The organism is Legionella bononiensis (assembly GCF_016786215.1).
In the GTDB taxonomy this organism is placed as follows: Bacteria; Pseudomonadota; Gammaproteobacteria; order Legionellales; family Legionellaceae; genus Legionella; species Legionella bononiensis.
Map to the genome: position 1 here is coordinate 396,159 of NZ_JADOBG010000010.1, position 13,897 is coordinate 410,055.

A 13,897-nucleotide genomic window follows, 5' to 3' on the forward strand; every position below is an offset into this window, starting at 1 on the left:
TTATCAACTCGTATCATTTATGGTTGTCAAACCAAAATGAAAATGTCCCACACATTCCGGCAACCTATTGATAAAATTAACGAGCTAGTAAAAGTCATTTTTTAATTCTTATCACCACCCTTTTACCATTTTATACTATTGAAGGAATAACAGGAAACTATAATGAGTGCATCTCAAAAGTAGTTACAACAGCAGACAAACGCAACTGCATAGCAGAAGAGAATAAGGTTATTGATAAACAATTAAACGAAACCTATACAAAACTTTTAAAATTTCTATCACTATCAGGAAAAAAGAAGCTTAAGTATTCAGAACGAGCGCGGTTAAAATCTAGAGGAGAAGAATGCAAGCTTTCTGGCCACGCAATGGAAGGCGCAATAGAATACGTTTCTGCGTCACGGCAATGTTCCAGCAGTGACGCAGGAAAATTCATCTTCTTTAGCCATCATCACCAAAGCCTCAAAAAGTTCCTTGTCCTGAGACACGAGATTAGATTGGACAAAATATTCCATGAAACGGTATTGCTCCCAGATCTACACTCTGTTATCAAATAAAATAAGGTTATTGCAATCAAAATCGAAACACTGGTAACTCTCTGATAAGTAGAAATTCTACAAGCAGTGGTTTCTCCGATTTAAACAATGGATCCGCTAAAACCATAGGAGCCAGCAGGACACCAAGGGGTCAGCTGACCCCTATTGCGGAATGGAGTATTGCAGGAAAATTGGAGATATGATGGTGTTCAAGGGAATTTGGAGGGTGAGTGAATGTGAAATGTAAACCTGGGATACGGCCCTTCGAGCCTACTCCCAGGCTACGCTTGCTTTAACCGCATCACCCAACTCATTTTTGAACGGCGCCCTACACTGTCCTGCAAAGCGATCGAGCTACAATTTCTATTTCATAATTTTTAAAATCCATCTTAAACCTTAAAAATCGATTCTAAGATATAACAAAACCCCTTTATAGCATTTATCTTATTGTTTTAATATGCAATTTATGGGTCAGACCCCTAAGATCGGTCTGGTGGGCTCAATCACATTACCAGTCAGAGAATTAGATAAGAAGCACTATATTTAAGAGATGTAGACATTGGACAAAAGGCAAGATCTGACCTCTATTGTTATTTACATTGATGATACTTGATTACGAGATCTCGCAAACAAGTCTTGACCGATCCCCACAAGATTTAAGCATCTTATAAACACCTACCTTCAGCGCATAAAGGGCAGTAAGTAAACTATTCAAGATGAGTTGTTAACAGACCAATTGGATTCTCGATTAATGTTAATGCACCTGCAAGTCGGCGGTATTTATGAAGACCTACCCGGCACCTAAAGTAGATTCAACGTTCATTTGTACGAAACATTCGTTAACTTTCGAACTCCACATTGCCTGACACTCTTGAAAAACGTGTCTTAATTCTTCCGGTGCTTTTTCAAGAGAGTATTCTGTTGATATATTAGGGTCCGAGAAACTTAAGCTGTTAATGTATGAAGGATCGTTTAATATCAATTTCATTTCCTCTTTGCCACTCAAATAAATCGATATCATTTCATCAACTGAAAAACCAGGGATTATATTGGAATTTTTAATTAGAAACGGAGACAGATTTTCTTTCATCAAAAGATACTGAAGAAGAATCATAGAATACGTGCGACCGACTCCATCCGTGAAGGGATGATGTAAAACTGTATACTTTATAAAAGTAAATATGGATTTAAGTTTGTCCATTTCACTTGCTGATTCATGCAGAGAATTATTGAGTTCCGTGATAAGTCGTTCAGTAACATGATGCAGAAATTCATCATTCAATTTTACATCATTCGTTTCATAGTTTATTAAAGCACCATTTCTAATATAGTCCATACATTCTTTAGCTACTTCCTCTGGATCCTGATCAACAAAAGAACTGTATATTTTTACAGGTTTATTTTGAGGTCTTATGACCAATCTTATCCCTGCTATTTGATATTCTTTCTCAAGTGACTTAAGGTAAGAAATGGATTCAGTTAATCCAGATAATGAATCAAAATTAGCTGTCAAACTCCAAACCGCATCACTCTTTCGAAACTCGCCAGGTATTTGCTCTATCATATTTTCAACACCTTTTGTGCAAATTTCGTGTAGCTTTTTAATAAATTCATTAGTAAGAGGAGCTTCTGTATCGAGATTATCTAGAACAAAACAAAAACCTTCTGTTACATGTTTTAAATAACCTGGTTCGGATTGCTCAAAGCTAATCCATGCTGGATCATAGTTATCACCCTCAATGATATCAAAGACCAGCTCATCCCTTTTGTCAGTAGCTTTAAATAATTTAATTACTTCATCAACATAATGATCTCTGAATGAATCTAACTGATGAATACGTAACCCCAGATTCTTAATAAATTCTTTTATTGTTGAAAGTGGAATGGTTTCTGTTGTTCCAACCAATTTATTATACAACTCTCTATACACAAAAGGACGTATATCATAACGCGTCCTTTCAACAAAAAATCTCCAAAACTCTTGATGAGGAAAATGAGCAAAAAATGACTGCAGATCAAATTGTGGCTCACTACTTTGGCCAGCGATCGGAAAAAATTTCAATCGATTCTTCATAATGAGTCAACATATGCTATCAATTTGTATTATATAGCTTACAAATGTATATTAATCAAACAGAGTCATTTTGATTATGTAGTTAATTGGCTTATGATTTTTAATATGACCAGAGCGCATTATAAAGCAATCATGTAAAAACATAATTCATGGGTTGAGAATTAAGCCATCAAGCAATTCGACGGAATAATGACATCATGATTATTGGTTAAGTCATACGACAAAGATATCACACTCTTTTATAATAGCACCCAGCATGCAGGTGATAATATGGAAATATTGCCAGTGAACATGCCCCTTACAAGAGCATCACCTATTGCTTAAAAAAAATCGAAATTTAAAAGGTATAGGGTAATTTCTCACCAACTATACAGCCACGCAGGCTTGGCGAAATCTCAGAAATAATTATAAGCTTCTATGGCCTTTCAACTCCAATAATGGGAATAGGGTTCATGTTCGCATCTACAGCCACCATTGTGAACTTTCCTTCTGTGCAAAGTTTACGCTCGCCAGTTATCAAGATTTCAGAAAACATTTTTACATCAACAGTTAGACTTGTTTTGCCATGTCTCTCAACGACAGCAACGAGATCGATGAGTTCACCGACTTTGACAGGAACTTTAAACTCGATCTTATCACTTGCAACGGTGACAACAGTACATCGAGTGTAGCGGGTTGCCGCGATACTTGCTGCCATATCCATCCACTCCAAAGCGTGTCCGCCAAAAAGCGTCCCGACATGATTTACTTGATTAGGGAAAACAATCTGCATCATTCGCGTTTCCATCGCTGTGTTTTTGTTCATTACTAATCCCATAGTATTTTAAGAATATAGTGTAACTGAAATTCTAGGTTAATGGGATAATGCTCGGTTTGAGATAGATAACACTTAGGTTCTTATTGGTTGACATATTGGTGTGATCTATACAGACAAGCAGTCAATTTTCAGAGGAAGTGTGCCGATAGAACCCAAGAATCCCGCACTATTAAATTTAAAAATAAAGAAGGAACTTCTTTCTACAACCGAAGTAATATCTTCTAAAAAAGATGATTATGAGAATAAAGCTAAAAATCAATGGTTTAGTTCTTTTAGAGTGAGAGCCCAAAAAAACATTTTCATGCAGGAAGGCTTAAACGAAGCGATTAAATATATTGAAAATGGAGATATTGGGAAAGCACAAGAGCGAATAACTCGATTAAAAGAGGATCTTGTCTCCAAGTTTGGAAAAAATAGTTTTTGGGGCCAACCATCTGATTCTTACACATTAGTTGATGGTCTAGAAAAAAGGTTATCTGCTAAACAAAATATAGTCAGTGATTATAAGCAACAAATACAACATATGAAAGACGATAAAATGAAAAGCCGCGAAGAAAAAGTTGAGGCTTATCAATCTCATGGCTTATGATGAGCAAAAGTATTGCCCAATTTCTTTTACACACCTAGAGGGTCAGGCCTTGAATTGTGAATTATCAATTAAAGGTTGATGAATCTATTGACGACCCGAATCAAATGGATTAAAAACATGCTAAGGAAAAGATAGTTAATAGTCCAACATGGCAAGATCACTACGTATAGAATTTCCAGGAGCCTTGTATCATATCACCTCAAGGGGTGATGGTCAGGAGCGCATCTACAACTCAGAAGAGGATCGAAATTTATTTTTAAAATACTCTTTCTGAAATATGTTTAAGATGTACATGGGTATGTTATACGTACTGTCTCATGGATAATCACTATCATCTGTTAATAGAGACTCCGGCTGACAAATTAAGTAAAGGTATGCAATTACTTAACGGTATCTATACTCAAAAATTTAATCGAATACACCATCGTGTGGGGCACGTTTTTCAAGGACGATTCAAAGCAATATTAGTTGATAAAGATAGTTATTTGCTTGAGCTATCAAGATACATTGTATTAAATCCTGTACGCGCAAAAATGGTTACTTCACCACATGAATGGAAATGGAGTAGTTATCTAGCAACGGTATTAAAAGAGCCGAAACCAAATTGGTTGTATGTAGATAAAATTCTTTGCTTATTTAGTGAAGATGTTTCCTCAGGCCATTCGGAAATACCGAGAGTTTGTAACTGATGGAATGATGAGTATGTCTCCATGGAGTGACTTAAAAAAACAAATTTATTTGGGAAATGATGCATTTATTAATGAAATGTTGAATAAAATTGACCCTCAAATGAATCTAATAGATATCCCGAAAACTCAATATGAAATGGAGAGGCACTCTTTAAAGGAAATGGACAAAAAGCCAGTACAAGAAATGAAGGGATTCAAATCGCGTACAAAAGCGGTCAATTTAGTTTAAAAGAAATCGGAGATTATTTTGGTTTGCATTATTCTAGTATAAGTAAAATAGTCAGAAAATTATGACTATAGATTTGTAAATTCAAAATTCAAGGCCTGCCCCTCTAGATGCTACTTACCTATTACCATTTAAATGAATAATTCGTTTGTTGAGATCCCCACACGTCTTTAATAGTAACATCCAGTTGCTTTTCTGATAATAATTTGAACTCTATTAAAGGACCCCAATAATAATTATCGAAATTAAAGTCACGAATTAGATTTCCTGCTCTTATAGAACAATAAAGCCGCCGAGGTTCTGGTGAACCCATACCGTCACCATAACTTAAATCCAATTGAGTACTGCCTTCCGAACCGCCTGGCGCACTGACGCCCTCTAACCAATTGCAACTTATATTGGCAGGTTGTTCGTATTGGTTTTTAAGAATCAAACAACTTCTGTGAATACGATAACAAGGGTCTGCAACGCTCATGGTGGCACACAGACCCAAAGATAGAAATACGTAAAATTTAAGCATAATAGTCTTTATATGGAAGAAGAGAGACATTTTTTATCATATTTGCACCTGGTTTGTCTATTAATGATTTAAATCCCCTTTGCCTAAAAAGGCAAGGAAAGAGTAGAAGGCTCTAAAGCGGAAAACTAGAACTGCAACTCAACCTATATTAAAGGCATTGAAGTCTGAATTGATGGATGTTAATGAGCTGGAGGTAGAAGATGCCTACGGGGTCAGGGGCTTGTGCCTACGGGGTCAGGGCTTGAATTGTGAATATTGATAAATTCACAATTCAAGCCCTGACCCTTTAATCTTCCTTGGGCACTACCCTAATATGAGCCTTGCAAATGCAAAAAACGCTTTATTGAGTTAAGTGAATTAAAAAGATCTGGCCAAAATCCCAAAGTTCAGATTCAACTGAATAATGAAAAAAAAGACGATACTCAAAAAAAATTAATCTATTCATGGTATGAAAACTACGCTGTAAAAAATCGCAAACAACCACGCCCATTAAAATATCAAATAGATTCAGATATCGTCCCTTTGCTTGGCCATATGGAATTAGAAAAAATTCAAACCAGAGATATTACAAATGCTCTTGATATCGTTGTGAAAAGAGGAGCACCTATCCAGGCTAACCGTATTCTCAGTACTATAAAGCAAGTACTTAATTACGCGGTGAGTCGCGGCTACCTGCAACAGAATCCAGCCAGCAATATTAGGACACGTGATATTGGCGGAATTGAAAAGCCCAGAGAACGTGTTTTAAGCCCAGAAGAGATCAAAATTATATGGAAATTTTTAGAAAGCGAACTATGCCAAATGTCTGATTCAGCTAGAGTAGCGATTAAGATTATTTTACTAACTGGAGTAAGAACTGGCGAAATTAGAATGGCACAGTGGCATCAGTTTAATTTCGCAGAATCATTATGGACCATACCACCGGAGCACTCTAAAGGAGCAATTACGGTAAAAATACACTTGAGTGAATTAACCAAGAAAATATTATTTCAACATAAAGAAACCAGCGATTCACCCTATGTGATACAAGGCATTACTGACGATGTACCGCTTTCTAAAGATGCCCTGCTCCGAGCAATCAAGCGAATTCAAAATCGGGTAGGTATTCCAGAATGGACAGCTCATGATCTCCGTAGAACGTTCGCTACTCAATTAGGAGAGTGTCTTAATACAGATCCCGTAGTTATAGAAAAGTGCCTGGGGCATAAAATGCCACGAATCATGGCTACTTATAATAAAAATGAGATGTTATTACAGCGCAAAGAAGCTTTGGATACTTGGGCTCACCATATTATAAAGATCATATCTGAATAGAAAGTTCTGACCACTCGACAAGCCACGTTACTAATGAAAATATCATCGTAACCTATGTAATTTCAAGGGGAACTCCATGAGTACAATATAGAATGTATACCCCAATCACTGGACATAGTACTCAGATCAATGACGAATTCACTCAAAAGTGAACGCTATATCTGTGAATTGCTTTCAAATTCAAGGCATATAATCCCCCACCCTTTAAGGTGAGGAACTATCTAAAGTTTAACGACAATTTGTAAGCTGCTGAGAGGTGGATTCTTGCTGTATAGCAACCGGAGCAGATTTAAATATCCCATGGTCAAGAGCAGGATATCTTGGCTTTAGCATTACAGTTGAACTTAATGACATCACTATTTCAGTTGCTGTAATAGTACTTCCATCCTTCGTCAAAAGCGGCGGGGATAACGCAAGGATACTTTTTCCATGGACTGAAATGCATTGGTGTAATTCTTCAAAAAGCTCATTACTTCCCTCTTCAACGAAGGATGTTTTTTTCAACTTATGTCGAACGATTAAGCCACCGAGCAGTGCGTGCGCAACTGCTTCTGCAAATAATTGCTGACTGTGAGGAGATAGCTTTTCTATCCAGCCAAGATAATGATGGTGCATAGCTCGTGTAAATCTCTCTCCTATTTTATAGCTGGAAGCCGGTCTGGCGCTATTTAACATTTCATTTAAATACACCATGCCGTCTTCCTTTCCTGCCAATTTATATTCCTTGTCTTTATTCCAGGTTGTGCATTGTTTATAAAACTTCAGCAATTCGGCAGCAAAGGGAAACTGTTTTAACCATACGCTGTTTTCATTAACCCACTCAAAATTAGCATCAGCAAATGACACTGTATCCAGAACTGTTGTTTTGGTCGTCTCATCAATTGGAAGTTGATCGATTCCTGGCTTTATAGACTGTTCTATAGAACCCGATGAAATTCCATCGGCCACAGCTTTTATGACCGATACAGCTTCCGTTGCTCCAGGGTATACATAACTGATTAATTCCAACACATTAGAGTCAAATGCCAGACTATACAGTATGTTGCTTAATTTGGATTTTTTTCCATGGACTAACTCGATTGGTTGCCCTGGTTTTCGGAACTTGTCACGCAAATGCAGTTTTAATGTATCTGCTGATATTCCAGCATGAATGAAACTTTGTATATACCTTCCCAAGGCTTGATTAAATGTCAAAGTACAATTTCTCTTGTGTGATGTTTCGACAATCATCAGGTAATCAATACGATCGCTTAACGGTTCGAGCTGCGCTTTAATTAAAGGCAATTCTTCGACAGATGCATCTTTTGCCATAAACTCCAGACTGCGAAGCATTAGAGTGGCCGCATAGGCCGGAGATTCTTCCGGATGCACTTTGATATTACCGATTTTACCCTCACGTACATAACGCAAAAGGTGCTCTTTCATGCGAGCAAATATTCCACTGGCTCTTTGAGTCATTAATGGATAAAACATTTGATGTAATTCAAGCGCAAATGGCTTTTTGTGAAAACGGGTTATTTCAGAAGTCCAACGGGACAATGGCAGCAAACTGCTGCTTTTTACCCATTCATAACGAGGATCAGAAATAGACTCTATCCTGATAAGACACTCTTTTCGAGTCGCAGGTGAGAGATGAGGGTCGCTTATCAGTAATTTGAAGTACACCGAAAGCTGGTAGGATTTAAGGCTACTGGGAAACTCTGCAGGCAGCTCAGTAGAAAACAGATAGTTGAAATTATCCGACCACCAAGCTCGTGTAGGAAACAACTTGTCGACGTAGCTGCCTTGTGAATTGGCATCGTCCAGAAAGTGTCGGTGATAACATTCAAGAGGTATCAGCTGACCGCCGGCTTTAGGTATAATCTGATCGCCGTCTTTGATTGCGCCGAGTGCGAGATCGAGATTTTCCAACACTGGATATGGGGCAAGATCCAGATTTTTAGCGAGTCGCATCCAGTACAAACCACTACGACGATGAACTGGCTCTAAAGCTGCCATGGTGGTTTTGCCCGCATCACTATAATAAAAACTGTGGAAGAGAAATGCAGGAGTAGAAGTCTTACCTAAAACTCTGGCGAAAGCTTCCCGGCTATGGCGTGGCTCCAGGGTGACATCCAGATCACTGCTTGTGTGATAAGGAAGGGTAGTTAACCACAAACCATAAAGGAAGGCTCCTTCTGCCATGCGATCACTGCGCAACTCAAAGGCTAGACGGCCCAGTATTGCATAGCTAAAGAATCCTGTTTTGCTTAAGGGCGGTATTACACCCTCGCCAATAAATTTATTTACAATTTTATAAATTGATTTAACAGATTGCTCCAAGTGCTTTATATTTAGTTGTTTTGAGTCTTCTTCAGTCAGTTCGTTTAATATTCCTTTTTCTGTTTCTGCCACTGCGTTTAGGAGTTCTTGCCATACAGTGCCATCAGGGCCAAAAGAGTCCTGAAGTTCTGTTTGTTCACACTGATTCAGCACTGCATCAAGATGATAAAGGTCGCCGCATAAAATACGAGCCAGTACATCCGACGATTGGTTCAGAACCTCAGGAGCCTCTGTTCCATAAAGTAGACGATGCACCGATGGCGCCGGTTCGCGGTTGTGTTTTGCTTGCGCTAATGCTCTTCGTGCCCGAAGAGTATCGTTATCTCGTTGCTTGATGAATTCATGATTGGAATACATAATGTGATACCTCAGTTCCAATTGGGTTTGTAGTTATTATTAGATTCAATCTCATTAAATCCGCGTTTATCGGCATAAACCTCTTTTGTTGGTTTATCATCCCAATAATAATAATGGGTACCTGTCTTTGTTTTTTGTTCTTCTTCAAACCAGTGGCAGAGTTTTTTATAGTGATCAAACAGTGCCCCCAGTCGTCCCTGGGTTAAAGCAGGATGTTCTTGTGCAAACTGATTGGCGACTTCCAAATCTTGACCAAAACCAACAAAGTCTGTGGACTCTATCAAGTGCAGTAGAGCTTTAGCACCATATACTTTATCGTCCCGATTATAACCACCGTTCCACAAGGTATAACCACAAAGGCTTAATCGTGTGATGTATTTATCCTCTTTTTGCCGTCCCTGAATGTAGTCTTTAAGCTCTTGCTTCAGTATCCAGCGACACGATTCGGGAAGATGTTGCTCTTTAGCGTATTGATAACTGCTTTTTTGTTCCAAAATGAGGGTTTCAATACCAAAAAAGGAGCTTTTTCTCCAAACAGATGCTTTTTGATGATAATCCCCTCCTTGTTGCAGCATCGCTAATAACTCCTTATCAAGGCCGCGAATGGCCGCAATGTGCATGGCATCACAACGACTGTAACGCAATGGTGGTTCGTTATAAAACCACTGGTACATATCGTATTGTTCGGGATTTTTATAAATAGGAATTTCAAGCATCTCATTAAACTGGGTACACTCTTCAGTTCTCATGGATTCAATAACAGCACAGGCCTTACTTTTGCTCGGGATACCGTACATGCACGTTGTGGTCAGGCTGTGATGCAAGTACAGTCCATTCACCGTGCCGATGCGGTATTTGGTGTCGTAACTGCCGTCTCCCAAAAAAGTATAACTCGAAAATTTGGTCATCACCGGCATGTTGGTATAGCGGCAAGATAAAAAACGAGGTTCAGCACTGAGAATTCTGGTAATAAGCTCAGGCTCATAACTATTTTTAAATAGATAATGGTGAAGAGGAGTGGAATCAAAAAACAACGGGCGGGCTCGGTTAATTAACGAGTTAAGGAATGCGGGATCCTCTCTCCACGTAAACGCTTTAATAAAGTGCTGCCAGATTTTTTTTTGCAGCGTATCAGGAAGGGCGCACTCATCCATTCGTGCAAGAATGAAATTTAAGGTAGGGGTATCTGTAGATTGGTTGTTTTCCAGAAGAAAGAGGAATAGTTCGCTCAATTGCTCGGGGCTTAATTGCGCGTGAGCTAAAATCTGCCGAAACAGCCGGGTTATGCAGGCAATCGCATTGTCCCTTGTGGACTCCAAGCCGCCAGGTAATACGGTTTCTTCAAGTTCGTACGTGCTGTCATAAGAAGGATCAAAAATATCAATTTCAAACAACTGAAAAAGCAGATAGTAGGGGTTTAGCGGTAGTTTGGGATGGTCTGATAAAATTCGGCTCAACTCGTCAAGGTATTTCCGTCGCGATGCGATATAAAGCGCCTCGCAATCGGTCAAGACGCTCTGCTCTCTTAATACAGATATGAGGATACTTGAGTAATGTTTTCGCTTACTAGCAGGTAGGCGGCAAGATGAGCCTAAACGAATTGCCGCCATACTGTCTTTACCAAAGAAGTCCTTATCAAAATAAAGCTCCTCGTCTGGAACATTATGGTTATCTCTTTTTACGGTCCAATCAAAATGACGGTTTCTTTTTTTGATATCCGCCCGTATTTCATCACGTAATTGCACAGAAGAAGGATGCCAGCCGAGAAACGCAGCAATCACATGATAACTAATCGGCCTGTTTTGATTGACCGTATTCATTTCGAACTCTTTAAAGTGGTGAAGAAGCTCATCCTGAGCGTTAGTGTCGATAAAGCGAGACAGTTGCGACATCACAAAATGAGCGGTACGGGCATCAATTACGGCAAAAAGATGATCAACCAAAGTGGTATTGTCTGAACAATATTTCGCATGTGGTAAGAAATTTTTGATTTGTGCCAGCGGTGCCTGGTGCTTTTGACTGAGCACGTAGTCACATAATTGCTGGAAAAAATCAAAATCATCCTGGTAACGACAAAGATTTAACCAATCGACAATGTTAATGAGCTCGGTAGTGTTGCCTTGTGCCATAAGCGCGGTTAGTCGTTCTTTGGCAGCAGGCGGAAGCTTGAATGGGCAAAAATCCAGGAGGCTCTCTTGCAACTCCACCTGCTTCCGGCCACGTTCCAGTACCGCCAGAATAGCGGAAAATCCCTGCTCTTTATAAAGGGCAGGATTATTAAAATCTTCTTGAGAAGAAACATCATAATCCCATGTATAATAATGACCGGCCCCAGCATGAAACATCATGTCAGAGAAGGGATGCTCTTGCGCCGCTTTATAAAAGGGATTATTAACCATCTTTTGGAGTTCATGGCTTTGCTCGGAAGTACCAAGCAGGGCAAAATCCAGAAATTCTTTCGCTAAATTGATTACAACAAAGGCCTCCCCTGCTGTTGGAATCTCCATGTTTTTATCAGGGTGAATCTGCTTTGATAATTGACGATAAGCAGCAACAACCTCCTGTTGGGTATAGCGTTCAGGAAGAGAAAACAAAGCACGAGCCGAGCGAACGTACCGTGACCAATTAATGAGGCGTGTTACCTGTTCTGAAACAGGCTGATTATAGAGAGGATTGGTCTTGTCGTCTAAAGGAAGGCACATATCGATATCCATTGGCATTATGTGCGCACAATTTTATCATACCACCCCAAAAAAAGATAACCTTACGCAGATTATGTGATTTTTCTTGTACTAACTCACTCATTTAATTGAACTTTTTATTTTCAAGAATCAAACACTATCGTGAGCTATTTTGTTTGTTTTTAATCCATCTGAATCCCTCTTGCTTACTAGAAAGCTTCGCTTATAAATGTATTACGCCGACTGAAAGGACTATGTCAAATGTCTGATTCAGCTAGGCGAGCAATTAAGATTATTTTATTGATGTGATACGCTATTTACAAAGGCCTAGAAAATGCAAAAAAGTACTGCTACGCCATAGAATGATTATTGTCATCTAAATAACTAGTAAAATTTTGGGTATATTTTTCTATTAAAGGCTCGTCATTACCCAAAAGGTTTTGATGATGCAACCATTCTAAAACAATAAATTCCTGCATCTCCCGACTCAAAGGATGAATGGCTGACTGAGCTAAAACGTCTTCATCTGTAAAAAATCGAATGGCTTGCAACACTGCGCCAACTACTAACGCTCGAGTTAATTGAATTTCATTGGGAGGTACTGATTCGCCTGAATTATCAAAATTGGCAGGAAACCCACCTCGTATTAATCGAATAACGCCACCGCCCTCAGAATGAAATTCAATAGTTTCCAATGGATCAAAAACCGATGGTTTTTGAGTGTCGATAAAACGTAGCAAAGAAAGAAACTCTTTATCTTCAGAAGAGCAACTAACCAAGGTTTTATCTGTTGGGGTTATTTTCAATTGATCAAGAGACGTTTCACTGATGTCACGACCACTGCAACCAAAAATCCAATCACAGGAAATCAGGACATTGCGGGTGTCATCTGCACAGACAAATCGCGAATCATTCTGATAGGGGTTCATCATTTCCGAATTGACATCAAACACTACCAGTTTATGTCCTCGCTCTACCAGTCGTTTGCAAATAGCTTGCCCTACCGCACCTAAACCAACAACTCCATAATGGATGTTTATTTGAGGATCAGGTAATAAAGAAAAAAGTTTATTCACAATGGCCTTGGCAATCAAAGGTGATTCAAGGCATTTTTTAGCTGCGCAATTAGCCACATCAATAATAGGAAATGGAGGTAAACCTCGTTTATCTATATCAAAAAATCCTGCAGAGGTTTTTTCAATCCCAACAATGCGATACTTGGCAAATAACTCGGAAGGCACATAAGTTATTGCATGACCTCCATGATCAAGAATTAAAATATTATCAATACGTTCGTTAACATGCAAAATCAGCTGAAACCACAACCAATTGATGTCTCGAATAAACGCGGTTGCATATTGTCCAATTCGACTTTGCATGGAACAGGGCTGATAATGAACACCACGACGTTGTAAGATACTGACTACTTCATCACATTGAGAGTATTTTTTACCCAAAATAAAGATATTTTCATAACGTGCTCCTAGAGCTACAAAACTGTCAATTACATTAATGGACGTATGCAAAGGGTGATGCACATAATAAATCACCGTTTTATCCATCACTTTTTTGGTTTGATTAGGATCAGCCGTTGCCAAAAGCGCATCCAAAACAGGTAGATGAATGGAATTGATTGGGTCAAAAGATGGATGAATTGAACTCAGACTATTGTCCATAATTATCTTCTTTTCGTTTATCTCAAGAATAGGAACAGCCTTATTTAGAATCACTTTACAATCAATATTAGCACTTAATTTGAACATCAACAACACAAT

9 protein-coding genes and 2 pseudogenes are annotated in these 13,897 nt (G+C 38.8%); 5 read left to right on the plus strand and 6 right to left on the minus strand.

Annotated elements, in window-relative coordinates; genetic code table 11:
- Nucleotides 1-170: 170 nt before the first annotated feature.
- Nucleotides 171-371: pseudogene (locus IZU94_RS18425) on the plus strand (lysozyme inhibitor LprI family protein); the annotation flags it as partial.
- Between the two features lie 952 nt (nt 372-1,323).
- Here IZU94_RS18425 and IZU94_RS07030 read toward each other — a convergent pair.
- Together IZU94_RS07030 and IZU94_RS07035 are read right to left on the minus strand one after the other, a co-directional pair.
- Nucleotides 1,324-2,607, minus strand: a complete 1,284-nt coding sequence (locus IZU94_RS07030; protein ID WP_203109310.1) for a Fic family protein — start codon at nt 2,605-2,607, stop codon at nt 1,324-1,326.
- Nucleotides 2,608-3,022: 415 nt separating this feature from the next.
- Complete coding sequence (locus IZU94_RS07035; RefSeq protein WP_203109312.1) at nt 3,023-3,412, minus strand: acyl-CoA thioesterase; 390 nt, start codon at nt 3,410-3,412, stop codon at nt 3,023-3,025.
- Between the two features lie 151 nt (nt 3,413-3,563).
- Here IZU94_RS07035 and IZU94_RS07040 point away from each other — a divergent pair, with 151 nt between their 5' ends.
- The 3 genes from IZU94_RS07040 to IZU94_RS18200 all read left to right on the plus strand — a co-directional run bounded on the left by IZU94_RS07040 (nt 3,564) and on the right by IZU94_RS18200 (nt 4,931).
- A complete protein-coding gene (locus IZU94_RS07040) occupies nt 3,564-4,013 on the plus strand; it encodes a hypothetical protein (RefSeq protein WP_203109314.1) in 450 nt (149 codons plus the stop codon).
- Between the two features lie 317 nt (nt 4,014-4,330).
- Nucleotides 4,331-4,702 (plus strand): transposase, encoded by a 372-nt coding sequence (locus IZU94_RS18195; protein ID WP_238400354.1) that lies wholly within the window; start codon nt 4,331-4,333, stop codon nt 4,700-4,702.
- 13 nt (nt 4,703-4,715) lie between these two features.
- Nucleotides 4,716-4,931: a hypothetical protein gene (locus tag IZU94_RS18200; RefSeq protein WP_238400353.1), complete on the plus strand. Its 216-nt coding sequence runs from the start codon at nt 4,716-4,718 to the stop codon at nt 4,929-4,931.
- Nucleotides 4,932-5,052: 121 nt separating this feature from the next.
- Here IZU94_RS18200 and IZU94_RS07050 read toward each other — a convergent pair whose 3' ends face one another.
- Complete coding sequence (locus IZU94_RS07050; protein WP_203109316.1) at nt 5,053-5,448, minus strand: hypothetical protein; 396 nt, start codon at nt 5,446-5,448, stop codon at nt 5,053-5,055.
- Between the two features lie 295 nt (nt 5,449-5,743).
- Between IZU94_RS07050 and IZU94_RS07055 the strand changes: the two are divergent.
- Nucleotides 5,744-6,762, plus strand: a pseudogene (locus IZU94_RS07055) (tyrosine-type recombinase/integrase); the annotation flags it as partial.
- A gap of 228 nt (nt 6,763-6,990) precedes the next feature.
- Here the strand turns inward: IZU94_RS07055 and IZU94_RS07060 are convergent.
- The 3 genes from IZU94_RS07060 to IZU94_RS07070 form a co-directional block, all read right to left on the minus strand.
- The gene (locus tag IZU94_RS07060; protein ID WP_203109318.1) at nt 6,991-9,441 is read right to left on the minus strand and encodes a hypothetical protein; all 2,451 of its coding nucleotides are present in this window, start codon (nt 9,439-9,441) and stop codon (nt 6,991-6,993) included.
- 11 nt (nt 9,442-9,452) lie between these two features.
- Nucleotides 9,453-12,161, minus strand: a complete 2,709-nt coding sequence (locus tag IZU94_RS07065; protein WP_203109320.1) for a J domain-containing protein — start codon at nt 12,159-12,161, stop codon at nt 9,453-9,455.
- A 311-nt stretch (nt 12,162-12,472) separates the two neighbouring features.
- Nucleotides 12,473-13,885 (minus strand): NAD(P)-binding domain-containing protein, encoded by a 1,413-nt coding sequence (locus tag IZU94_RS07070; RefSeq protein ID WP_203109321.1) that lies wholly within the window; start codon nt 13,883-13,885, stop codon nt 12,473-12,475.
- Between the last annotated feature and the right edge of the window lie 12 nt (nt 13,886-13,897).

Excerpts from the sequence above, each read along its gene's own strand:
- IZU94_RS07035 (WP_203109312.1), bottom strand. The coding sequence starts at position 3,412 with ATGAACAAAAACACAGCGATGGAAACGCGAATGATGCAGATTGTTTTC.
- IZU94_RS07050 (WP_203109316.1), bottom strand. The coding sequence starts at position 5,448 with ATGCTTAAATTTTACGTATTTCTATCTTTGGGTCTGTGTGCCACCATG.
- IZU94_RS07070 (WP_203109321.1), bottom strand. The coding sequence starts at position 13,885 with ATGTTCAAATTAAGTGCTAATATTGATTGTAAAGTGATTCTAAATAAG.
- IZU94_RS07060 (WP_203109318.1), bottom strand. The coding sequence starts at position 9,441 with ATGTATTCCAATCATGAATTCATCAAGCAACGAGATAACGATACTCTT.
- IZU94_RS18195 (WP_238400354.1), top strand. The coding sequence starts at position 4,331 with ATGGATAATCACTATCATCTGTTAATAGAGACTCCGGCTGACAAATTA.
- IZU94_RS07030 (WP_203109310.1), bottom strand. The coding sequence starts at position 2,607 with ATGAAGAATCGATTGAAATTTTTTCCGATCGCTGGCCAAAGTAGTGAG.
- IZU94_RS07065 (WP_203109320.1), bottom strand. The coding sequence starts at position 12,161 with ATGCCAATGGATATCGATATGTGCCTTCCTTTAGACGACAAGACCAAT.
- IZU94_RS18200 (WP_238400353.1), top strand. The coding sequence starts at position 4,716 with ATGTCTCCATGGAGTGACTTAAAAAAACAAATTTATTTGGGAAATGAT.